The sequence below is a fragment of the Deltaproteobacteria bacterium genome (assembly GCA_009692615.1).
Taxonomy (GTDB): Bacteria; Desulfobacterota; Binatia; order UBA9968; family UBA9968; genus DP-20.
On the sequence record SHYW01000034.1, the window covers coordinates 21,265 to 44,677 of the forward strand.

Below are 23,413 nucleotides of genomic sequence, written 5' to 3' on the forward strand. Positions count from 1 at the left end.
ATTCGCTTAGCGCTGATACGGCGTCAAAGCATCCCAGCCGCGCCGGTAGTCGCGCTGGGACTGCGCCGCGTCGCGATTGACGAAAGGCCGATGATACATCGGATGGCGCAGGCTGCGCACTTCGTGTTCCAACACAAATGCCGGACGGTCGTTTTGCGGATCGACGATATTTTTGAAACGAAACTGATGATTGCGCGCCTCTTCGGATATCAGCCCACGGCTTTTGAGATAATTGTACGGTCCGGAAAAATTCGCCACATAGACCGCCACATGATGTCCGTCATAGGGCGCCAAGTTTTTCTTCGTGTCGCGAAACAGCAGCGACTGATGACGGCCGATCTTGACCCGGCCAAATTCCCCTTGGCTATCGGTCTCCATCGCCACCGGCGCGCCGAAGGCGTTTTGATAAAATCTGAGGATCGCCGCCGCGGTGCCGCTCGGAACCAGAAACTCGACGTAGGGCACGCCGATCGTCATATCACCGAAACCGGGCTGGCTAGCGTGGCAGCGATAGCGATTACCCCAAGGGCAGGTCACCAGCAATTGCTCACCCTCGCGCGCCAAGGCGAACTGGGTGGCCGCCAATGACGCGGCGACGCTCTCCAAGCGTTTTTCCAGGGCGCCGAGATCTGGCACGACCAGACCGATGTAGCCGTCGATCACCTGCGGTGTGCGAGTCGGGAGATGAAACTGCTGCTCGCCAAGGTTCACCCACATGTTGTTCAAGCCGACGTTGAGATAGGGATCCCGCGTACCGCCGAGGCCGACGACGTAGAACAACGTCGCCAACGCTTGATCGGCGATCTGCACGTTGACATGTTCGAGGGAAATAATATTGCCGACATCTTCTTCGCTATATTCGACCATGATCCACCTCGTCTGTAAATGCGCGATTAATCCTTGAGCGAACAGATCCATTGCCATTCGGCGGCCAATCCCGCCTCAAGTCCAATCTTGGGAGCGTAGCCAAGTTTGCTGCGCGCCAAATCGAGGCGCGCAGCGGTGTGGCGCACGTCGCCCTTTTGGCCGTCGAAGCGTTTGAGCTTGGCCTTGCGCCCGGAAACTTTCTCGGCCAAAGCGATGGCGTGGAGCAACGACACTTGCGAGCCGCCACCGAGATTGAAAACTTCCCCCTGCCCACCGTAGGCCGCCGCGCCAAGCAAACCGTCGACGATATCCGTGCAAAAAGTAAAATCGCGGGTCTGTTCGCCGTCGTCGTAAAGCGGCACTTCCTCATCGCGCAAAAGCGCGCGCATGAAGATGTGAAAAAACATGTCCGGCCGTTGGCGCGGCCCGTAGACGGTAAAAAAGCGCAGCGCCACCGTCGGCACGCCGAAGGCTATGCAATAGAGATGGCAAAGATGTTCGGCGGCCAGCTTGGTCGCGCCGTAGGGCGACACCGGCCGGGTACCGCCGTCTTCACGCATGGGCAAGTCATCGGTGTCGCCGTAAACCGACGACGTCGACGCGTAGACGAACTTGTGCGGTTTAGTCTCCTTGGCGGCTTCGAGCAAAAGCTGAGTCGCCATGATGTTGTTCTCGGTGTAACGGTTGAACTCTTTACCCCAGCTCGAGCGCACGCCGGGCTGTCCGGCTAAGTGAAAAACCTGATCGACACCGTCTAGAAGCGCTTTCAAATCCAAGTGCAGCAAGTCGCCTGAAACAAACCTAAAGTTTTTCTCGCCGGCGTATAACGCCAAGTTGCTGTCCTTGAACCGACGCGGATAGTTATCGAGAAAATTATCGACACCGACCACTTGATGCCCACCGGCCAACAGTTTTTGCACCAGATGGGAAGCGATAAATCCGGCGGCGCCGGTGACCAAGGTTTTCACGATAATCCCGCTCCTGATTGAGAATTTTCCGCGTGGGCGATAATCCAGTGCGCCGCTTGCAACAAATCGTCGACGACGGGAATGTTTAAGGCTCGTGCCGTGGCCACCGCATCATCGTCGCGGCCGATCAAAATCGCCACCGCGCCAACCCGCTGCGCCAGTTCCACATCGGTCATTTGATCGCCGACGACATAGGAGCGTGCGACATCGAGTTGCAAATCCTTGGCGGCGCGTTCGATCAGGCCACGATTGGGTTTGCGGCAGTCGCACGCGATCCGATATTCCCCGATGCCTTCGGTTGGATGATGCGGACAGTAATAAATGCCATCCAACGTCGCGCCCTCGGCGCCCAGCTTCGCCGTCAATACGGCGTGAATTTCCTGCAAACCCGCTTCGCTCAAACCGCCGCGGGCAATGACCGATTGATTGGTTACCATGACCCGTTTAAAACCACCCTCGCGCAAAAGGCTGAGGCCGAGGCAGACGCCGGGAAGAATTTCGATTTGCTCGACGGTACATAAATAATTGACCTCGCGGATCAGAGTGCCGTCGCGATCGAGAAAGACCGCCGCGTTCATCGCTCGGACACCCGCGCGGCATTTATTTTCTCGACAATACCGTCGACCAGAGCGTCGCCGTTTTCCACTTCCAGCGCCACCCGCAACGCCAACAATTTGTCTCTCGCGAACGGGAACGGCGTTAATTTAAGAATATCCTTCTCGGTGGTAATGATCAAATCGACCAAGCGCCCCATGCGGCTGATCTGCTGCCAATCACGCGCCGTATAGGAATGATGATCGGGAAATTCCAAAGTCTCGACGATCTCCCCTTCCCATTCGTGGATCTGGCTATAGAGGCCGCGCGGATCGGCAATGCCGGTGACCGTGAGAATTTTACTGCGATAGAGCAGCGTCAAGGGAAACTGCCGCGAACCCTCGCGGCTAAAACCGATCAACGACACGCCGCGCAGCGACGCCTTGAATGCGGCGCCAGCCAATTCTTTAGGAATTGCCGAATTCCAAGAGCCGTTGCCGCCGGTGGCGAGCAGAAAATCGGCACGGCGCAAATTGCTCTTGGGCTCGCGAAACGGTCCCGCCGGCAACAGCGAACCGCTGGCGTCTTGTCCGAGCAGCAACAAGTCGACATCCCGACGCACCCGGCGGTGTTGAAAGCCGTCGTCCAGAACAAATACGTCAATGTCGTCATGGCCGCGCAGCATTTCCGTGGCGCTTTCTATCCGATCCGCGCCGACGCCCACGGTTTGCCCGTAAATACGCGCCATCATAAACGGCTCGTCGCCGGCTTGCTCCAAGCTGGCGACATTGTTGTCGTCGACGCGCATAATCAGCGGCTTTTTCTCGCCGCGCCGATAACCGCGGCTGAGAATGCCGACCGTCAATCCCCGCCGGTTCAATTCATGGGACAACCATAAACAGGTCGGCGTCTTTCCCGTCCCACCGACCGTAAGATTGCCGACGCTAACCACCGGCCGCGGTAAGCGCACCGAACCCAGCAAGCGATGGGCAAAACAAAAATTACGTAACTGAACGCCGACACGGTAGAGCAATGACGCCGGAACTAACAAAAGCCACAGCAACTTACCTTTGACGCCTTTGCGCTCCCAGGCGGCGCGAATGGTCAGCTCATTCATAGATAACTTTGCGCCAACCGCAGATTCGCGGCCAATGGCTGGTTATCCGCCGCGGCGATGGTCGCGGCGCGCCGGCCCATGGCTTGGCGCTTGTGCGCATCGGTCAGCAGATCGCTCACCGCGACGGCAAGCGCTTGAGCATCGTGGACTTCGAGCGCCGCCTCTTGACGGATCATCTCTTGGGCCAGACCGAGTGAGTTTTCCATATGCGGCCCGAACAAGATCGGTTTGCCAAAGCGCGCCGGTTCCAAAATATTGTGGCCGCCCGCCGCAACCAAACTGCCGCCGACGAAAGCGACATCCGCCGCGGCAAAGAATTCGACCAATTCGCCGACACTATCGAGCAACAGAACATCTTTGGCGAACCAGTGCGGCGCTTGCACTTGGCTCCTTCTCTGAAAATCGACAGAACTATTCTTGAGCAACTTCTCGACTTCGTTAAAACGCTCAGGGTGGCGCGGCGCCAACACCAGCGACAGGGTCGGGAACTTCGCGCGGATTAACCGTAGCGCTTCAAGTAGTATTTCCTCTTCGCCGGCATGGGTGCTACCGGCGACCCAGAGCTGTCTGCCGTTGAGCGCGGCGGCGAGATTTTCCATCGTAGCTGAAGGTCGCGGCGCGCCGTATTTCAAACTGCCCACCACGGAAACTTTATTTTTTGCCGCACCGAGGTCGATAATCCGCCCGCCATCTTCGCTGGTCTGCATGCCGAAAGCGCTAAAGCAGTCGAGCACGCGGTGAAAAAACTTTGGGCAGAGCCGGTAACGGGATGCCGCCTTGACTGACAAGCGGCCGCTGAGCAACACCGTCGGCACACCGCGCCGATAGGTTTGGCGCAAAAAATTGGGCCAGATTTCAGTTTCGACGATCAGCAGCAGTGACGGGTTGAATTTAGCGATCGCTCGACGCGCCAGCCATAATAGATCGATGGGGAAAAATATCACCGCGTCCACGCCAGCCATTTGCCGAGCCAAACGATTGCCGGTGGCGGTAAACGTCGAAACCAGAACCGGCCGCGCCGCCGCGCTGGACTTGAGCGCGTCAATCAACGCTTCGGCGGAGCGTACTTCGCCCACCGAAGCGGCGTGAATCCAGATTGGCCGCTGGCCGTGTAATCTAGACAAAACATTTTCTGGATAAAATCCCAGCCGCTGCCCCAAGCCGTCGCGATAACGCGGTCCCCAGCAGAATAGAATTGGCAAAACCGGCAACGCGAGCATAAAGCCCAGGGTGAACAAAACATTGTAGATAAAATACCACACCCGTAGTTCCCTTAGGCCGTCATCATTGAGAGCGCGATATCGGCGACGCGATCGGCCGCGCCGGGCGTGCCCAAACGTTCGCGCAGCTTGGATAACTTTTCGCTAATATCGAGCCGCAGTTTGTGATCGTCGAGCAGCTTTATGGTTTCGCTGACGAGGCGCGCGGGATTGACCTCATCCTGAAGCAGCTCGGGCACCAATCTTTCGCCCGCCAACAAGTTCGCCATCGCCACATGTTCGACCTGGACGAGCCGCCGGCCGAGCCAGTAGGTCAACGGCGACATACGATAGACGACAATCATCGGCCGACCGAGCAGGGCGACCTCCAGCGTCGCCGTGCCCGACGCGGTCCAAATCAAATCTGCGGCGTTTATCGCTTCGTAGCGTTCTTGATCGACGATGGGAATCTTTAGCGTACTGTTTTGCAGCAGCGCTTCAATAGCTGAGGCCTCGATGGTGTTGGCCCGCACGCAGAAAAACTGCACGCCGCGCTGTTGGCGTAACAACAGCGCGGCGTCGCGCATGATCGACAAATGCTTGCTCACCTCGCCGTGGCGGCTGCCGGGCAACAGGCCGATCGTTAGCTTGGCCGGATCTAAACCGAGGCGGCGCAAAACCGTGCCGCGATCCTGGCGCGCTCGGACAGTTTCTAACAACGGATGGCCGACGAAGCTCACCTTAACTTGATGGCGCGCGTAAAAATCGACCTCGAAGGGAAACACCACGGCCATGTGATCGACCCATTTCGCGATCTGCTTGACCCGACCTTGGCGCCAGGCCCAGATTTGCGGACTGATGTAGTAAAGCACGGGAATGCGCAACGACTTTGCCAAGCGCGCTAGGCGGAGATTGAATTCGGGAAAGTCGATCAAGACTAATAAGTTCGGCCGCCGTTTTTTCAACGCCTGCTTGAGCAAACGATAGGCGCGCAAAATATTGCCAAGATTACCGGCGAGTTCGACGAGTCCCATGCCGGTGAGCCGGGCGACGCTGAACAGCGCTTCGAACCGAGTGGCTTGCAGCTGCTCACCGGCGACGCCGAACACTTTGATCGTGCCATCGCGGCGATGCAGCGCTTCGACCAAGCGCGCGCCATGGGCGTCGCCCGAAGCCTCGCCCACCACCAGCATGATTTCACGGGCCAAATTTACAACTCGTAGGGATCGAAAGCATTACAGTTGGCGGCTGATCATCGAAGCGATTTCGAGCGCGGTGAGCGCTTCGAAGCCGCCAACCAAAGGCACTGTGCGCGCGCCGACGCAATCGAGAAACGAATCGATCTCGTCGGCCAAGGCGTCGCCATCTTTGATTTCAATATTCTCGGCGCGAATATCGAGCCAACCGGCGCCGGGCGGCGGCTTGTGATAAATCTGCACCCGGCGTTGATCGTAATCGATGGAGATGTAGGCGTCGGACTGAAAGAAGCGCACTTTGCGTTCGCGCTTGAGCGACACTCGGCTGGCGGTGACGTTGGCGATGCAGCCGTTGGCGAAGTTGATGCGCGCATTGGCGATGTCGGGCTTGTCGGTGAGCACCGGCACGCCCACCGCCTCCACCCGCACCACCGGCGAACGGACCAAACTGGCGATGACATCGATGTCGTGGATCATTAAATCGAGAACGACGTTGACATCGGTGCCGCGCTCGATGAACGGCGCCAGGCGATGGCATTCGACAAACTTCGGATCTTTGACCACGCCTTCGAGCTGGCGAATCGCCGGATTGAACCGTTCGAGGTGGCCGACTTGCAGGATCAAGTTTTTCCGCTGCGCCGCGTCAACCAACTCGCGCGCCTCGTCGATGTCGGCGGTCAACGGTTTCTCGACCAGTAAGTCGATGCCGGCGTCGATGCAATCGCGCGCCACTTGATAATGAAAGCATGTCGGCACGGCGATGCTGACGCATTGGACGCGGCCGAACAGCGCGCGATAATCGCTTAAAGCTTCGACGCCCACCGCGGCGCCGATCTCGTGGGCTCGATCTTTGTCGCTGTCGACCACGGCGACCAGCTGCGCTTTGGCCGATGCGGCGTATTTTTCGGCGTGGAACTTGCCCAAGTAACCGACGCCGATGACGCCGACGCGAATCTTTTCAGCCATAGGTAAAATCGCTTAACTGCTAACGCCGACGATGGCGATGCCTAACTGATCCGCCTGGCGCAGCAGGCTTTCTTTTTCCAATAAAATAGTTTTGCCGGCTTCCAGGGCCATCGCCGTGGCGCCGGCGGCGTGCAAGCGCGCCACCGTATCGACACCCACCGCCGGCACGTCGAAGCGCAGATCCTGGCCCGGCTTACTGACCTTGACCACGACGCAACCTTTTTTTGCCAAAGCGCCGCCGCGCTCAATCGCAGCATCGGTACCTTCCACCGCTTCAACCGCCACCACCACGCGGTTCTTCACCACCACCGTCTGGCCGATGCCCAGCCTGCCGATCTCCTTGGCGCTGCTGAAGCCGATTTTAATATCGTCCCATTCCTTGGTGCTCGGTTCGCGTTGCGTCAACGTGCCCGCAGCGCATAAAATTTCCGGCAAACAAAGGGTCGATGGAAGAATTTCAATGCCATCCGCCGCTAATTCGTCGGCAATACCGCGCAATAATTTATCGTCGTCCCGGCTGCGCAGCTTGGCGAGAAAGCGCGCACCGCGCAGGTCCGGTCGAAAATTGCCAAGCAGTTTAACTTTGCGAATACCGCCGGCCATTACGGCTTGAGTCACCCCGGCGCGCTGAAATACCCGGATGATTTTTCCCAACTCGCCGACATAGATCCAAGTAATCTCATCGACAAGCGTAGCGATCGCCTCGTCGCATTCGCCGCGATGGGCCGCGGCGATCACGGTATATCCGGCACGCTTCGCTTCGGCGGCAAAGAGCAGCGGAAACTTGCCGTTACCGGCGATGAGGCCGAGCTTTTTCACACGCGATGAATTTCAGAAATCGACTGGTATGCGGCAAACAAATTAACGGCAGATGCCGCGCTGGGAATTGGCAATGAATGAAATAAATTTTTCGATCTCGGCGCTGCTGGGAACTTCCCGACGAATCCGCGCCAACGCTACATCGGTCTTGAGCTTGGATTGAAAGGCGATGCGATAGGCTTTACGGATCGCCGCGATGATGGATTTATCGAAACCGCGCCGCTTGAGCCCTTCGGTGTTGAGACCATGGAGTCGGGCGCGGTCGCCGGTGGCGTTGCAATAGGGCGGCACGTCTTTGGAGACCATGGAGCCAGCGCCCAAGATCGCGCTATTACCAATGCGCACGAACTGATGAATGCCAACCAGACCCCCAACGATTACGAAGTCCTCCACCACCACATGGCCGCCGAGAGTCGCGCCGTTGGCGATCACGTTACGATCGCCGACGATGCAATCGTGGGCAATGTGGCAGTGCATCATCAGTAAATTTTGATCGCCGACCCGGGTGATCATACCGCCGCCGGTGGTACCGGGATTGAGCGAAACATACTCGCGAATGGTGTTGCGCTTACCGACGATCAATTCGCTCGGTTCGCCTCTGAATTTCAAATCCTGCGGCGCCGAGCCGACGCTGGCGAAAGGATAAACGACGGTGCCTTCGCCTAAGCTCGTCCGTCCCTGGATCACGGCATGCGCATGAATCTTACAGCCCTTATCGATCTTCACGCCGGCGCCGATCACAGCATAGGGACCGACCTCGACCCCGCCGGCTAACTCAGCAGCCGCGTCGATTATCGCAGTGTGATGAATGGTATTCATGAATACGAGCGCTCAAGACATTTCGATTTCCATGGCGGAGATTTGCGCTTGGGCCGCTACTTTGCCGTCCACCGACGCGACCCCAGCCATCTTCCAATACGGCCCGCGCCGTTTGACGCAGGTCAACTCGATGCGCAGCTGATCGCCGGGCTCCACGGGCCGTTTGAACTTCACCCGGTCGAGACCCGTGAGCACGAAAACTTTATTATCCGCCATGCCGCCCTGGGCGTTATGCGCGAAGATCGCGCCGACCTGGGCCATCGCTTCGCAAATCAGCACACCGGGCATCACCGGTTTGTTGGGAAAGTGGCCTTGGAAAAAATTCTCGTTGAAAGAAACGTTTTTGATACCGACGATCTTGTTGTCGCCTTCGATCTCGATAATCCTGTCGACCAACAGGAACGGATAACGGTGCGGTAAGAACTTGAGTATCTCTCTAGCGTCCATCATGGGCTTCTCGCGGGCTTAACGCGCCTCCTTATTTCGTGCCATTGACCAAGCGCGCCACCTGTTTTTCCAAGGCGCGCACTTGGCTCCACAGTTTGGGTAGCTGCGGCAGCAGAACCATCACTTTCAACCAGACTTGATGCGGCGCGGCGCTCAGGCCGCTGGAAAGCACGACATTGGGCGCTACCGATTGACCGACGCCGGACTGCGGGCCGATGGTCGCGCCGTCACCGATCTGAATGTGATTGACGACGCCGACTTGTCCCGCCAGCGTGACGTTTTTGCCGAGCCGCGAGCTGCCGGAGATGCCGGCCTGCGCCGCGATCACCGAGTGTTCGCCAATCACGACGTTGTGGGCGATCTGCACCAGGTTATCGATCTTGGTGCCCTTGCCGATCACGGTCTGACCGAGCACCGCGCGGTCCACTGTGGAGTTGGCGCCAATCTCGACATCGTCTTCAACCACGACGATGCCCACTTGGGGAATCTTCACTCGCGCCGCGCCGCTGCCGGCGTAACCGAATCCATCGCTGCCGATCACGGTTCCAGCGTGCAACACAACCCGATCGCCCAAACGGCACTGCTCCCGCACGACAACATTTGGCTGAAGCACACAATCGGCGCCGATCTGCGCCTCGGCGCCGACAAAAACTCCCGGCATCAGCACCGATCGCGCGCCGATGCGCGCCTTCGGTCCGACAAACGCGAAGGCAAAAATCGTCGCCGATGACGCTACCTCTGCGGATGGATCGATAGCGGCTTGCTTGCTGATCGCCGCGGTGAACTGCGGCGCCGGCGACAGCAGCTGGAGAATTTTCGCGAAACCGACATAGGGATCGCGGCATTCGATGAAATTATTCGCGCCCTGACCGCCGGCGCTAGCGACGCCGAGTCCGACGATCACTGCGCTGGCACGGCACTGGGACAAATGTTTTTGATAGCGCGGATTGGTAAGAAAACTGATTTCACCGGGGCCAGCCTGATCCAAGGCGGCGACCTTGTGAACCCGCACAGAGCCGTCGCCGACGACCTTGCCATCCACAAGGGCGGCGAGCTCGGCCAACGATTTATCAGAGGCCACTTATTTTTTTACCCGATTGTAGCTTTCGATGACTTTGGCGGTAACGTCGGTGCCCTGATCGCTGTAGAGAATCTGCGAACGTTCCAAGATCACGGTAAATTTTTCCGACTTGCCATATTCGGCCACGACGCCTTCCAACTCCTTTATCAGCTCCGCCATCATGGTGCCTTCTTTTTGGCGCAGCTCTTCCTGATAGTCGCCCATGGAGCGTTGCAAATTGACCGAACGTTTTTGAAAATCGGCCTCAAGATTGCGCCGCTCTCCTTCCTTGAGCAGCGGGGCCTTCTTCTCGATATCGGCCTTGAGCCGTTCGAGATCTTGCCGTTCCTTGAGCAAGTCGGCTTCAATTTTTTTGATCTGCACTTGAAAACGTTCCTTAGCGCGCTTGCCGGCGTTGGACTCCGCGATCACCCGCTGAACATCGATGAAACCGATTCTCACCGTTTGCGCCTGCCCAAACGAAGGCGGCAGGGCCAGCATGATAATGACGAGCCAAACTTTCATGTAAACCTCCAGGTATCGGATATATTGAAATGCAATGACTGTGGGTCGAATTATTGCGCGCCGATGGTAAACCCGAGCACCGAAGTGTCGTCGCCATGCTGCTTGTTCAAGGGGAAGCCAAGCTCTACGCGCAAGGGACCGAACGGCGACATCCAGCGCACGCCTGTGCCAACCGAGCGGCGAAAATCGCCGAACTTAATGCCCTCGCTGCCAAAGGCATTGCCCATGTCGAAAAATGCCAGACCGCGCACGCCATACTGCTCCATGATCGGAAACAGCACTTCGGCATTGGCCACCGCGGCGCGATCGCCGCCGATGACGTTGGTGCCGGTACAGGCGCCGGTGGTTGGGTCGCAACCGGATGGTACCCGCGGCCCCAAACTGCGCTCGGTAAATCCGCGCACGGAATTGATGCCGCCGAGAAAGTAACGTTCGAACAGCGGCAAGTCCTTCTTGCCATTTTGGCGTTCCGCGAAACCGATACCATAGCCCAAGGTGCCGCCCAGTGCTAAGACATAATTACCGCCCCAATTGGGATCTTTGAGCAAGGGATAATGCCAACGGCCACTCAGGTCGGTTTTCAAGAAGCGCGCATCGCCGCCTAAGCCCGCGGTCTTCACTGAGAGCGCCGATTTGGTACCTTCCGTGGGACTAAAAAAATGATCCCGGCTGTCATAGGTAAGCCCAGGAGTCACGCTGCTGGTCAGCGACTTGCCCTTTTCCGCGCGGATCGAATCCGGCGCGGTTTCTTTGACGCCGCCGATATTTTCATGGGTCAAATCGTAGCCCACGCCGCCGCGCATGAAATCCCACGCCGTCGGCGTGCCGTCATCGACTTCATCCGAGCCCAACTGTTTTTTTACCCGGCCGAAATACGGCAGATCCAATTCCTTGAGCGGGTAACTATTATTTACGCCAAACCCGATCTTGCGTTCGCTGAAATCGTTGAACGAGCGACGGGTGTTGAAAGCCTCCAGACTCACGGCATTTTTGCTATCTAAAAAATAAGGGTCGTTGACGCTCAAAATGAAATCCTGCCGACGCGAACCGATGCTAAAATTGCCGCTCACTCCCTGGCCGCGGCCAGCGATGTTTTTCTCGGTGATGTTGACCTTGGCGAGGAATCCGTCGCCGCTGCTGTAACCGCCGCCGATTTGAAAGGTTCCGGTGGGCCCTTCCTTGACGTCGACCAATAAATCCAACGTATCGGCTTGATCGGTTTTTTGGGTGGTGATCTGGGCGTCTTCAAAATAGCCGGTACGCTGCAAAGCGTTGCGGCTCTGGGTAACCTTGTTGCCAGAATACAGTTCCTGCTCGTTGGCCAGCAGTTCGCGCCGCACCACCGTGTCGCGGGTCTTAGTATTTCCCGTCACCAGCACGCGGTTGAAATAAACGGGGGGGCCCTTTGAGATAACCAAGGCCACATCAACATTTTTGCTAACTTGATCGATTTTCGTCACCGGATCCACCTGGACGAAGGCAAAGCCCTTATTTAAATACATATCGCTCAAGGTGGTGATATCGTCGCGCAAACGGCTGCCGCGAAAGATTTGTCCGGTGGTGAGCTTGACCGATTTTAGCATCTGCTGGTCGTCTTGAATCAGCTCGCCGCCGATCTCGACTTTGCCGACCCGATACTGCGGCCCTTCGAATATGCGAAAGATCACTTCCAAACCGTCGCGGCCGCGCACAATCACGGGATCGTCGACTTTATGCTCGACATAGCCGTTGTCGTTGTAATGACTGGAAAGAATCGCCACATCGTTGGTCAGCATGTCGCGATCAAGCACGCCGCGGTTGGTGATGAAAGAAAAAATCCATTCTTCCTTAGTCGCCAAGAGCCCCTTCAAGTCGCCATCGCCAAAAGCCTTGTTGCCTTCGAAGGCGATTTTTTTGATCAACAGTCGATTGCCTTCGATGATATCGAAGGTGACCACCGCCTGGTTGGACGATTCGACGGCGACCGAATGATCGATGGCGGCATTGACGTAGCCCTGTTCGGTGTAGAGTTTTCTAACCTTCTCGACGCCTTCGGCGACTTTGGTCCGGTCTAAAATCGTCCGCGCGCCGACGCCCAGCGCGGTTTCGATTTTGTCTTTACTAACTTGCGCAGAGCCTTGGATTTTTACCTCGCGAATGTAGGGTTTCTCTTTGATCGCGTAGGTGAGTATCCCGTCCGGCGAAAGCTCGGCGTTGACGTCGTCGAAAAACCCCATGCGAAAAATCGCCTTGACGTCTTGTTCGACGATCAGCGGATCGAAACTCTCGCCGGCCCGGCTTTTTAAATGCAGCCGAATGCCGTCGTCTTCGACCCGAAGGTTGCCGGTGATTTTGACTTCCTTGAGGCGAACTTTTTCTTGGCTCTGGAGCGGTCGCGGAGCACCGATACACAGGGTCAGAATTAGCATCAAGCTAATAGTTTTGGGCAGCGAGCGAATAATTGAAATGATTGCCATCGGCGCTTGGAATTTACCGGTCACGTGGCTCAACTTTGTAAAAATCTAACAAGATGGCAAACTTTTGTAAAGGTATCACAACTAGCCAAAAATTTCACCGGCGCGCAGCTCGGCGCGCCGGCCAATCTTATCGGCGAACTCGCGGTTGTGTGTAGCCACCACCAAAGCGATTTTATGCTCTTCGTTGAGACGAAAAAGTAAATCTTGCACTTCCTGGCCGATGCGCATGTCCAAGGAACCGGTGGGCTCGTCGGCGAGCACCACTTTAGGTTTCAAGATTACCGCCCGGGCGACCGCGACGCGCTGTTGCTCGCCACCGGAAAGTTTACCGGGCCGATGACTCATGCGCTCCTTGAGTCCGACCAATTCTAATAAGCGCTCCGCTTCGCCCTTGGCTTGGGTCACGCCCATGCCCTGAATCAGCGCTGGGAACATGACATTGTCGAGGGCGGTAAAATCCGGCAAGAGATAATGAAACTGAAAGATGAAACCGATCTGGCGATTGCGAAACTGGCAAAGCGCGGCTTCGTCAGCCATCGGCAGCTCTTGGTCTTGAAACAGAATCGTTCCGCTGGTCGGCCGGTCGAGGGTGCCGAGGATATGCAGCAGCGTGCTTTTGCCGACCCCGGAAGCGCCGACGATGGCCAAGCGCTCGCCTTCGGCCAGTTCTAAATTAACGCCGCGCAGCACGTGAATCTCGCTGCCGCCCTCGTGGAACGATTTGCGCAGATCGCGCACCGACAGCAGGCTGTTACTCATAGCGCAACACTTCCACCGGATCGAGCTTGGCCGCCTGGCGCGCCGGATAGATGCTGGCGAGCAAACAGACGAAAAACGACGCCGAGGTCACAAGAGCAAAATTGCTTAGATAAATACGCACCGGCACCGTGGAGATGAGAAAGACGCCGTCGGGAAGCTTGAACTGGTATTGGGAAATCAAAGCGCACACCAACAAACCGAGCACGACCCCGAATACCGTGCCGACGACGCCGATCATGCAGCCCATGAGCAAGAATATTTTGTGAATGCTTTGCTGGGACGCGCCCATGGAGCGCAGGATGGCGATGTCTTTTTTCTTTTCCATGACCACCATGACAAGCGTCGACACGATATTGAAGGCGCCGATCAAAACCATCAGCAGCAAGACCAAGAAATAAACCGTCTTTTCCAGTTGCAGCGCCGAGAAAAGATTGGGCCAGAGCCGGGTCCAGTCCTCGGCGAAATAGGGAAAGCCGAGACGGCGCTGAATACGCTCGGCGATGGCGCGCGAATGGTCGACGTCGTTGACGCGCATTTCGATGTTGCTTACCGCGCCGGCCATTTCGAAAAAGCTTTGCGCGTCGCTGAGCGCCATGAACACCAGCGTCGAATCGATTTCGCTCATGCCGCTCTTAAGTATGCCGACGACGATGAAACGGCGCACTTTGGGGATCACACCGATCGCGGTGGGACTGCCCAAGGGCGACACCACTTGAATCGGCGAACCGGTAAACGCGCCTAACTGATTGGCCAAGCGTTCGCCTAAGATAATTCCCGGCAGCGTCACCCGGCGATCTTCAACCTGGAGAGCATGCGGAGTTTTGAGCGCGGCCAGGCTCCCCTCTTTCAAAAAACTTTGCAGGTTGACCACGCCGTTGACCCGATCGGGATCGACGCCGCGCACCACCACGCCGGACACTCGCGAGCCGGAGGTGACCATCACCTGGCCGTAAATAGTCGGCGAAGCCGCCACCACCCCCGGCTCCTTGACCAGTTCGGCGAGCAGCCGTTCATGATCGCGCATCGGTTCACCGGAGCGCACCAATGCGATATGGGCGTTGATACCGAGCAAGCGGTCGCGCAACGTTTCTTCGAAACCGCTCATCACCGACATGACCACATTCAAGGTCATCACCGCGAGCATGACGCCGAGCACTGAGATCACGGTGATCAACGATATAAATGTCTCGCGCCGGCGCGCCCGCAGATAGCGCAACGCGATAAACAGTTCGTATTTCATTGAGAGCGAGAAACTACTAACGCTGGGGGCGCATCAGCGGAAAGAAAATCACGTCGCGAATCGACGGCGAGTTGGTCAAAAACATTACCAGTCGATCGATGCCGATGCCTTGGCCGGCGGCCGGCGGCATGCCGTACTCGAGGGCGCGCACGTAATCGTCGTCGATGGGATTGGCCTCTTCGTCGCCGGCGGCGCGAGCGGCCATTTGTTCGAGAAAACGTTGGCGCTGATCGGCGGGATCGTTGAGCTCGGAAAAAGCGTTGGCCAACTCGCGGCCGCCGATAAATAGTTCGAAGCGATCCACCAACGCCGGATTCTCGTCGTTCTTACGCGCTAAAGGTGAAACTTCGATGGGATAACCGGTCATGAAGGTCGGCTGAATCAGCTTCGCTTCGGCGGTTTCTTCAAAAACTTCCACCAACAATTTTCCATAGGGCGCGTCCAGGTCGACTTTCAAATGATGGTTTTTGGCGAATGCCTGCAAACCCTCAATGCTTTCGACATCCGTTTGGGACGCGCCGCCGTGCCGCACGATCGCTTCACCGATGGTCAAGCGCTGCCAGGGCGGCGTGAGATCGATCACATGGTCGCCGTAGGGCAATTGCAATGAGCCGGCAACTTCCTTGGCCAAACTCACGAACAGCTCTTCGGTGAGGTGAATTAAATCCTCGAAGGTCGCATAGGCTTGGTAGAACTCGACCATGGTAAATTCCGGATTGTGGCGCACCGAGATGCCTTCGTTACGAAAGCTACGGTTGAGCTCGAAAACTCGCTCGAAGCCGCCGACCAGCAAACGCTTGAGGAACAGTTCCGGCGCGACGCGCAGATACAGTTCCATGTCGAGAGTATTGTGATGCGTGACGAAGGGCTTGGCCGCGGCGCCGCCGGGAATCGGCTGCATCATCGGCGTTTCGACTTCGAGAAAATCGCGGTCTTCGAAAAATCGCCGCAGCAGTTTGACGATGCGCGAACGCTTTTCGAAGACTTCGCGCACTTCGGGATTGACCATCAAGTCGACATAGCGTTGGCGGTAGCGCGCTTCGACGTCGGCGAGGCCATGCCATTTTTCCGGCAGCGGCCGCAGACACTTGGTCAGCAAACGCAGCTCGCTGGCTTCGACGGTCAATTCCTTGGTCTTGGTGCGAAATAAATGGCCGTTGACGCCGACGATGTCGCCCAGGTCCAAGGTCTGGAACAGCGCGAAGGCTTCGTCGCTCAAGCGGTCTTTACGGACATAAACTTGCAATTTCGCGCGGCGGTCCTGGAGCTGAAAAAACGCCGCTTTGCCCATGCGCCGGAGCGCCATGATCCGTCCCGCGACCAAGACATTACGCGGCGTCGCGTGAAGATCCTCGTCGCTGACCTCCGCGCCCAGGGCGATCGCCTCGGTGAGCGAACGATCGGGCTTGAAGTCGTTGGGATAAACCTTGGCGCCGCCGTCGCGCAGCTTGGCCAATTTTTCCCGCCGCACTTCCACCTGCTCGCTGCTGTCGTCGAGTAAATTTTGCTCGTTGTCCGCCATGATTTCCGTATCCGAGCCACCGATGGCGCGCTCGCTATCTAGCGCCGAAATTAATAAACGAAATGAATTAGAGTCCGAGATTCTTACAGATCGCCTGCACCGAATAGGCTTTGTTGAGAGAGTAGAAATGCAAACCGCGGACGCCGTAACGGATCAAAGCCTCACACTGGCGGGCCGCATACTCGATGCCCACTTCGATGGCCGCGTCATCGTCAGCCTCCACCGTCGACAAGCGCTGTTCCAGCGCCGGAGGAATTTTCGAACCGCAAAGCGAAGTGAAACGGCGCACTTGCGTCGCCGAAAGAATCGGCAAGATGCCCGGCACGATCGGCACGGTGACGCCGAGCTTACGCAAGTCGTCAGCGAAGCGAAAAAAATCGTCATTGTCGAAAAATAGTTGAGTAATGATCGCCGCCGCGCCGGCAGCGACTTTTTCTTTGAGAAAGCGCAAATCCGCTTCCCGGCTAACTGCCCGAGGATGCACCTCGGGAAAACCGGCCACCGCCACCGAAAAACCGCCCATCGCCAGCGCCTCCCGGACTAATTCAATCGCGTAGTGAAATCCGTTCGGATGGGGCCGCCAATCGGCCACGCCCGCGGGCGGATCGCCGCCGAGAGCGAGAATATTTTCGATGCCCTTCGCTTTGAGATTTCTCAGAACCCCGCGGGCTTCGTCCTTGGACTGACCTATCACGGTCAAGTGGCACATGACCTCAAGGCCGCCGCCATTATGGATCGTGTCGACCAGGTCGAGCGTCTTGTCGCGCGTGCTTCCGCCCGCCCCGTACGTAACAGAACAAAAACCGGGATTGAGCCTCTTGAGAATTTCGATCTCGCTAAAGAGGTTCTCCTCGCCTTTGTCTGTCTTTGGAGGAAAGAACTCGACCGAAAGAGTCAACTCTGGCCGGGCATAGAGGTCGACTAATTTCACACTAATCCTAGATGACTACCGTCGGCGTAGCACTATTAGTAGCACATGGTTTCGCCATGAACAATTCGTATCCGCTAAATAATCGCAGTTTTACTGAGACTTTTCCTGCCCGCGTAGGACTCGTTGGCGGGCGGCCAGCGGATCGCAGCCCGAACCACTTTCCGGGGTGATTTGATTTCTAAGCACGTCGGTGTGATTGAGCAACGCCGACTTGATCTCGTCGGCGACACCGAAGCGCTCCAACGTCTCTTTAAAAATTTGTTTGCGCCGGGCGAAGTGGCCGCCCATGATCGGATGGCTCGCATGGGCCTCGCCCAGCGGCCTGCCGGTGTATTTAACCTCGGCGCCGAGAAATTCCGCCGCAAGCTGATATTCTAATTCTTTGATGCGGGCGGGATCGGCGTGGCGAAAAAAGAACCCGATCATGCGGTCGGCGAAGACCTGATCGATAAATGCGCCGATGATTTCCCTGAGCTTGGCTTCGCCGCCCAGGCGCGCGAAAAGTGTCGGCTCGACCGTCGACATAACCATCACTCGATTTAGAGCATGCCCAACTGCAAGCGCGCCGCTTCGGACATCTTGGTCTGATCCCAAGGCGGTTCCCAGACCAGGTCGATTTGCACATCGGTGACACCGTCAACGGCGCGAATCTTTTGTTCGACTTCCGCCGGAATCGACTGCGCCGCTGGACAGCTCGGCGAAGTCAGCGTGAGCTGAATCGTCACCGCACCCGCTTCGTTGACCTTGACCTCATAGATCAAACCCATCTCGTAAATGTTCACCGGAATCTCCGGATCGAACACCGTGCGTAGCGCCTCGATCGCTTGGGCTTCGATGATCGTTTGGTTGATGCTGTCCATAATTTTACTCGATCCCCAACTGCTGCTTGGCGCTCGACGCGATCATGCTTTGATTCCACGCCGGCTCCCAGACCAATTCAACTTCCGCCTCGCGAATCTCCGCCAGCGCGAGTAATTTCTTGCGAATGTCTGCTTTGATAAACTGCCCCATGCCGCAGCCCTGAGCGGTTAAAGTGAAATGGACCTGCGCTTTATGACCGCCGCCTGGCAGCGCTTCGACATGGCAATCGTAAACCAAACCGAGCTCGACGATATTGACGGGAATCTCGGGATCGAAGCACGAGCGCAGCTGCTGCCAAACCTGATCCTCAATTGAGCCCTGCGCGCCTTGGGAACTAGAAGGCTTGGCATCCTCAATGTTGGCCAACCCGAGAGCATCACCGTCGCGCCCATCAATGCGCACACTATAGCCGTGATCGGTCATGACCGTGTAGCCGCTACCGACGGTTTGTGTCAGCCACACCGAGCTTCCGGCCAAAAGCGACACGGTTTCGCCGCTAGGAATCATGATCGCGCTACAATCGCGCCGCAATGTAATCGGTTTTTCAGTGGTCATGACACCCTGCTCCTTTCACGCCTAACGATGCCATCACTCAGTGCTTGCCGGCTGCGCTTCTCCCTTAAGCGCGGCGATCACCGTATGCCAAGCCAGACTAGCGCATTTTACCCGAGCTGGGAATTTGCAGACACCGGAAAGAATTTGCAGCTTGCCGACCTTGTCGGCGGCGTGGCCCTCGCTCTCGTCGCCGGTGAGCATCTTGTGCACGTTGTTGAACAAAGCTTGCGCCGCTGCTTCGTTCTTGCCCTTTAGTTCCGCCGTCATCATCGACGCCGACGCCTTGGAGATCGCGCAGCCCGAGCCCTGAAAGCTGATGTCTTGAATTACGTCGTTTTCCAAGCGCACGAACACCGTGACATGATCGCCGCACAGCGGATTGTAGCCCTCGGCTTTATGATTGGCGTTGGCCATATCACGAAAGTTGCGCGGGCTTTTGTTGTGGTCGAGAATGACCTCTTGATATAGATCGTCTAGGTCTGACATTAGCCGAACACTTTCATGACGCGATGAATCGCCCGCACCATCACGTCGATTTCTTCCATCGTATTGTAAAATGCAAAGGAGGCACGAGTGGTCGCCGGCACGCCGAAGCGCTGCATCACCGGCATGGCGCAGTGATGACCGGCGCGCACCGCGACGCCTTCTTGGTCGAGAATCGTTCCGACATCGTGGGCATGGACGTGACCCAAGACAAACGACAACACGCCGGCTTTTTCTTTCGCCGTGCCGATTATTCTAAGACTTTCGATATTTGAAACCGCCTCGGTGGCGTAGGCCAGCAAGCGCTGCTCATGGGCGGCGACCGCATCCCAATCGAGTGCGGCCATATAATCGATGGCGGCGCCCAAGCCGATGCCGCCGGCGATATGCGGCGTTCCGGCTTCGAACTTATAGGGCAAAACATTGTAATGAGTCTTTTCGAAGGTCACCAAACTGATCATATCACCGCCGCCCTGATAAGGCGGCATTTTTTCCAGCAGCTCGGCGCGCCCGTACAAAACCCCGACGCCGGTGGGACCGAACATCTTGTGGCCGGAGAAGGCGTAGAAGTCGCAGTCAAGCTCCTGCACGTCGACTTTCAAATGCGGCACCGCCTGCGCTCCATCGAGCAGCACCGGCACGCCGCGCTCGTGGGCTAGTGCGACCATCTCTTTGACCGGCACGACCGTGCCCAGCGCGTTCGATACATGGGTGATCGAGACGAATTTGGTTTTTTCGTTTAGCAGCCGGCGATACTCGTCCATAACGATCTCACCGTCATGGTTGATCGGAATCACTCGCAGCTTGGCGCCGACTTGCTCGCAGAGCATTTGCCACGGCACAATGTTGGAATGATGCTCCATCGCCGAGACGATGATTTCATCGCCGGTTTTCAAGAAGCTGCGGCCGTAACTTTGGGCGACTAAGTTGATCGCTTCGGTGGTGCCGCGCACAAAGATGATTTCTTTATCGGTCCGGGCGTTGAGAAAGTTGTGAACCTTGCCACGCGCCCCTTCATAGGCCGCGGTCGCCTGTTCGCTCAAAGAGTGCACGCCGCGATGGATGTTGGAATTCTCCGCGCTGTAGTAACGCGCCAGCGCATCGATCACCGCTTGCGGCTTCTGGCTGGTCGCGCCGTTGTCGAAATAGACCAACGGCTTGCCATGGACCTTCTGGCTAAGAATTGGAAAGTCGGCGCGAATGCGCGCGACATCGAAGTCGTTGACCGGCATGATTGAATCGTTTTTCTGGGAAACCGCTTTCATCGACAGCTCTACCATCTCCCGAATCGGCCCACCAGATATTCGTCCAAGGACTTACGCAAGGAGGGAATTTTTATCCGTCCCACCAAGTCACTGGCAAAGGCGAAACTGAGCAAACTCTTGGCCTCGTCGAGGCCTAAACCGCGGGCGCGCAGATAAAATAGCGCGTCGCCGTCGAGCTGGCCGATGGTTGAGCCATGGCTGCATTTCACATCGTCGGCGTAAATTTCCAACTGCGGCTTGGTGTTGACCACCGCATCTGGCGATAGAAGCAAGTTCTTATTGGTCTGGCGCGCGTCGGACTTCTGCGCGTCTTTGTGAACGATGATCTTGCCGTTGAAAACCCCGTGGGCGCTGCCGCCGAGGATACCTTTGTAAAGTTCCAGACTCCGCGCCCGCGGCTCGACGTGCTCGATCTCGGTAAAGTTATCGATATGTTGCTTGCCGTCGGCTAGATACAAACCGTTGAGCACGCACTCGGCGCCCTCGCCGTTGAGCACGACGTGAACGTGGTTACGTACCAGCGCCCCGCTCAAACTCACAGCATGAGCCGTGAGCTGGCAGCCGCGCGCTAAATTTGCTTCCAATGAACCGACGTGAAAGCCAGTATCGGTCTCTTGCTGAATTCGATAATGCTCAATCACCGCGTCGGCATCACCGACCAATTCGCTCACCGCGTTACAAAAATAATTGCCACTACCCAATCCGACATAGCTCTCGACAATCCGCGCTTCGCTACCGGCGCCAATCATAATCAGTGCGCGAGGGTGGGACACCACCGGCGTGCTTTTCGCCGTCGATACGAACACGAGATAGATCGGCTGCTCGATGCGGCAACCGGGCTCCACAGAAATCACCGCACCATCTGTGAAAAAAGCCGTATTCAAAGCGACAAAAGCCTGGCGCTGGGCATCGGTATTGCGGCCGAGCTGCGATAGTATTGTTGGCTCATTCTGTCCGATAACTTCGCTAAGCCTTTTGATCGTGAGCCCGTGCGGCAATTCCGACGTTTGAGAAAACTCGGGAGAGAAAATTCCATTGACGAAAACTAAGCGCGAAGCCTGCGCCTCGGCCATGGAGCGCGTGACGATCTCAACGCCACTCAAGCTCGTCGCTTCGCCGTTGGCGCGCACGAATGTTTGCGACGCGATGGGATCGACGTTGGTGTATTTCCAATCTTCGTGGCGTGTCGTCGGAAAACCCAAGGCGTCGAAGCTAGCGATGCCGGCTTCACGCAGTTGGCGCAGCCACGCCGGCGCCGCAGTTTGCCCCGGCCACTGCTTGAAGGCAGCGAGATAACGCTCTTTGTTGTCGGTCGCTAACATGATCCGTGAGTTTTTGAGAAATCGTTAATGAGCGGCGACGCCGTCGCCTTTGAGCCAATCGTAGCCCCTGCTCTCAAGCTCGAGGGCCAGCTCTTTGGTTCCCGATTTGACGATGCGCCCATCGGAAAGCACGTGGACGAAGTCTGGCACAATATAGTCCAACAAGCGCTGATAGTGGGTGATGACGATCATGGCGCGGTCCTTACCGCGCAGCGCATTGACGCCGTTGGCAACCACGCGCAATGCGTCGATGTCCAGTCCCGAATCGGTCTCGTCTAACACTGCCAAGATTGGATCGAGCACCGCCATCTGCAAAATTTCGTTACGCTTCTTCTCGCCGCCGGAAAAGCCCTCATTGAGCGGCCGGTTGGTTAGCGTCTGATCCATTTCTACTAGTTTCATTTTGTCTTTAATCAGCACAAGAAACTCCATGGCGTCGAGTTCTTCCAGACCGCGATGTTTGCGCACGGCGTTGAGCGCCGCTTTGAGAAAATAGGTCGTGCTGACGCCGGGAATTTCCACCGGATATTGAAACGCCAAAAACACGCCCTCGCGGGCGCGCACTTCCGGCGCCATAGCGAGTAGATCTTTACCCAAATAGGTTACCGAACCGCCGGTGACTTCATAGTTCTCGCGGCCCGACAGCACATGCGCCAGCGTGCTCTTACCCGAACCGTTGGGACCCATGATCGCGTGCACCTCGCCGGCGCCGATCTTGAGATCGATGCCGCGAAGAATTTCTTTAGTGCCAACTTTCGCGCGCAGGCCGCTAATTTCCAACATCGACAAATCCTTTCAAACTATCCCACACGCTGCATCGGCAGCTTTACTAAACGTTCCTTGAGTCCCTGGCGATCGGCGATGTTGGCGATGGTCACGCCGGCGAGAAAATTTCCCAGCACGACTTGCGCCTCTTCCCAAATCGACTTCTGCGAACAAACCGCACAGAAAGAACAGTAATCCGCGCCGGTATCCAAACACTCCATCAAGACCAAAGGCCGCTCGACGGTTTCGTAAACATCTTTGATCGAGATTGCGCTTGCCGGCTTGGCCAAGGTAAATCCGCCCTTGGAACCGATGTGCGATTGCACCAAGCCGCCGCCGACCAGATCTTTCATGATCTTGGAGAGATAAAATGAAGGAATGTCTTGGCTCCACTCGATATCGGTTCGGCTGACCACCCGCCCGGGCGCCTGGCCGGCAAGATAAGACAAGGCCCGCACCGCGTAATCGACGCGCCGGCCGACATTCATCAACGAGCTGCGCTCGCTTTTTGCCTTTCCCCGTTTGATATTCGCCATAGCCAAAGAAATATAGACTCGTTAGGTCTATAATGTCAACAAACTGACGCTGTCATGTTGTAGCAAAGTGATTATGTCAGGGGTTAACGGCAACGTAATTATGTCAGGGTGGAAGGATGACAACCCTGACAATGAAAGACGAGAAACGACTAGACGTAATTCAACGAGTATATCGCAGCGAGATCACCGTGGTTGAGGCCG

The 23,413-nt window shown here is 56.9% G+C and carries 25 protein-coding genes; all 25 read right to left on the reverse strand.

Annotated elements, in window-relative coordinates:
• Nucleotides 1–6 precede the first annotated feature (6 nt).
• Nucleotides 7–867 carry a hypothetical protein gene (locus EXR70_10385; protein MSP38886.1) on the reverse strand — a complete coding sequence of 287 codons (861 nt, stop codon included), beginning with the start codon at nt 865–867 and terminating at the stop codon, nt 7–9.
• Nucleotides 868–893: 26 nt separating this feature from the next.
• Nucleotides 894–1,838 (reverse strand): NAD-dependent epimerase/dehydratase family protein, encoded by a 945-nt coding sequence (locus EXR70_10390; GenBank protein ID MSP38887.1) that lies wholly within the window; start codon nt 1,836–1,838, stop codon nt 894–896.
• A complete protein-coding gene (locus EXR70_10395) occupies nt 1,832–2,413 on the reverse strand; it encodes an HAD family hydrolase (GenBank protein MSP38888.1) in 582 nt (193 codons plus the stop codon). Before EXR70_10395 ends, EXR70_10390 begins: the two co-directional genes overlap by 7 nt.
• Entirely contained in the window at nt 2,410–3,486 is a 1,077-nt protein-coding gene (lpxK, locus tag EXR70_10400) for a tetraacyldisaccharide 4'-kinase (GenBank protein ID MSP38889.1), read from the reverse strand. The genes EXR70_10395 and lpxK overlap by 4 nt, the downstream gene beginning before the upstream one ends.
• Entirely contained in the window at nt 3,483–4,748 is a 1,266-nt protein-coding gene (locus tag EXR70_10405) for a 3-deoxy-D-manno-octulosonic acid transferase (protein MSP38890.1), read from the reverse strand. Before EXR70_10405 ends, lpxK begins: the two co-directional genes overlap by 4 nt.
• Nucleotides 4,749–4,759: 11 nt before the next feature.
• The gene (locus EXR70_10410; protein MSP38891.1) at nt 4,760–5,893 is read right to left on the reverse strand and encodes a lipid-A-disaccharide synthase; all 1,134 of its coding nucleotides are present in this window, start codon (nt 5,891–5,893) and stop codon (nt 4,760–4,762) included.
• 27 nt (nt 5,894–5,920) lie between these two features.
• On the reverse strand, nt 5,921–6,847 hold the full coding sequence (locus EXR70_10415) for a Gfo/Idh/MocA family oxidoreductase (protein MSP38892.1): 927 nt from the start codon (nt 6,845–6,847) through the stop codon (nt 5,921–5,923).
• A 12-nt stretch (nt 6,848–6,859) separates the two neighbouring features.
• Complete coding sequence (locus EXR70_10420) at nt 6,860–7,666, reverse strand: LpxI family protein (GenBank protein MSP38893.1); 807 nt, start codon at nt 7,664–7,666, stop codon at nt 6,860–6,862.
• Nucleotides 7,667–7,708: 42 nt separating this feature from the next.
• The gene (locus tag EXR70_10425; GenBank protein ID MSP38894.1) at nt 7,709–8,485 is read right to left on the reverse strand and encodes an acyl-ACP--UDP-N-acetylglucosamine O-acyltransferase; all 777 of its coding nucleotides are present in this window, start codon (nt 8,483–8,485) and stop codon (nt 7,709–7,711) included.
• A 12-nt stretch (nt 8,486–8,497) separates the two neighbouring features.
• Nucleotides 8,498–8,935, reverse strand: a complete 438-nt coding sequence (gene fabZ, locus EXR70_10430; GenBank protein ID MSP38895.1) for a 3-hydroxyacyl-ACP dehydratase FabZ — start codon at nt 8,933–8,935, stop codon at nt 8,498–8,500.
• A gap of 28 nt (nt 8,936–8,963) precedes the next feature.
• On the reverse strand, nt 8,964–10,013 hold the full coding sequence (gene lpxD, locus EXR70_10435) for a UDP-3-O-(3-hydroxymyristoyl)glucosamine N-acyltransferase (GenBank protein ID MSP38896.1): 1,050 nt from the start codon (nt 10,011–10,013) through the stop codon (nt 8,964–8,966).
• Entirely contained in the window at nt 10,014–10,517 is a 504-nt protein-coding gene (locus tag EXR70_10440) for an OmpH family outer membrane protein (protein MSP38897.1), read from the reverse strand.
• A 50-nt stretch (nt 10,518–10,567) separates the two neighbouring features.
• The gene (gene bamA, locus EXR70_10445; protein MSP38898.1) at nt 10,568–12,973 is read right to left on the reverse strand and encodes an outer membrane protein assembly factor BamA; all 2,406 of its coding nucleotides are present in this window, start codon (nt 12,971–12,973) and stop codon (nt 10,568–10,570) included.
• Between the two features lie 81 nt (nt 12,974–13,054).
• Nucleotides 13,055–13,732 (reverse strand): ABC transporter ATP-binding protein, encoded by a 678-nt coding sequence (locus tag EXR70_10450; GenBank protein ID MSP38899.1) that lies wholly within the window; start codon nt 13,730–13,732, stop codon nt 13,055–13,057.
• Nucleotides 13,725–14,972 (reverse strand): lipoprotein-releasing ABC transporter permease subunit, encoded by a 1,248-nt coding sequence (locus tag EXR70_10455; protein MSP38900.1) that lies wholly within the window; start codon nt 14,970–14,972, stop codon nt 13,725–13,727. The genes EXR70_10450 and EXR70_10455 overlap by 8 nt, the downstream gene beginning before the upstream one ends.
• Nucleotides 14,973–14,988: 16 nt before the next feature.
• A complete protein-coding gene (gene lysS / locus EXR70_10460; protein ID MSP38901.1) occupies nt 14,989–16,494 on the reverse strand; it encodes a lysine--tRNA ligase in 1,506 nt (501 codons plus the stop codon).
• Nucleotides 16,495–16,561: 67 nt separating this feature from the next.
• Nucleotides 16,562–17,425: a methylenetetrahydrofolate reductase [NAD(P)H] gene (gene metF / locus EXR70_10465; GenBank protein ID MSP38902.1), complete on the reverse strand. Its 864-nt coding sequence runs from the start codon at nt 17,423–17,425 to the stop codon at nt 16,562–16,564.
• A gap of 90 nt (nt 17,426–17,515) precedes the next feature.
• The gene (locus EXR70_10470) at nt 17,516–17,956 is read right to left on the reverse strand and encodes a group 1 truncated hemoglobin (GenBank protein MSP38903.1); all 441 of its coding nucleotides are present in this window, start codon (nt 17,954–17,956) and stop codon (nt 17,516–17,518) included.
• A gap of 8 nt (nt 17,957–17,964) precedes the next feature.
• On the reverse strand, nt 17,965–18,285 hold the full coding sequence (locus tag EXR70_10475) for an SUF system Fe-S cluster assembly protein (GenBank protein MSP38904.1): 321 nt from the start codon (nt 18,283–18,285) through the stop codon (nt 17,965–17,967).
• Nucleotides 18,286–18,289: 4 nt separating this feature from the next.
• Nucleotides 18,290–18,841 (reverse strand): DUF59 domain-containing protein, encoded by a 552-nt coding sequence (locus EXR70_10480; GenBank protein ID MSP38905.1) that lies wholly within the window; start codon nt 18,839–18,841, stop codon nt 18,290–18,292.
• 33 nt (nt 18,842–18,874) lie between these two features.
• The gene (locus EXR70_10485; GenBank protein ID MSP38906.1) at nt 18,875–19,327 is read right to left on the reverse strand and encodes an SUF system NifU family Fe-S cluster assembly protein; all 453 of its coding nucleotides are present in this window, start codon (nt 19,325–19,327) and stop codon (nt 18,875–18,877) included.
• Nucleotides 19,327–20,604: a cysteine desulfurase gene (locus EXR70_10490; GenBank protein MSP38907.1), complete on the reverse strand. Its 1,278-nt coding sequence runs from the start codon at nt 20,602–20,604 to the stop codon at nt 19,327–19,329. The genes EXR70_10485 and EXR70_10490 overlap by 1 nt, the downstream gene beginning before the upstream one ends.
• On the reverse strand, nt 20,598–21,911 hold the full coding sequence (sufD, locus tag EXR70_10495; protein MSP38908.1) for a Fe-S cluster assembly protein SufD: 1,314 nt from the start codon (nt 21,909–21,911) through the stop codon (nt 20,598–20,600). The genes EXR70_10490 and sufD overlap by 7 nt, the downstream gene beginning before the upstream one ends.
• Nucleotides 21,912–21,935: 24 nt before the next feature.
• The gene (gene sufC / locus EXR70_10500; protein ID MSP38909.1) at nt 21,936–22,694 is read right to left on the reverse strand and encodes a Fe-S cluster assembly ATPase SufC; all 759 of its coding nucleotides are present in this window, start codon (nt 22,692–22,694) and stop codon (nt 21,936–21,938) included.
• 17 nt (nt 22,695–22,711) lie between these two features.
• The gene (locus EXR70_10505; protein MSP38910.1) at nt 22,712–23,218 is read right to left on the reverse strand and encodes an Rrf2 family transcriptional regulator; all 507 of its coding nucleotides are present in this window, start codon (nt 23,216–23,218) and stop codon (nt 22,712–22,714) included.
• Nucleotides 23,219–23,413: the final 195 nt, after the last annotated feature.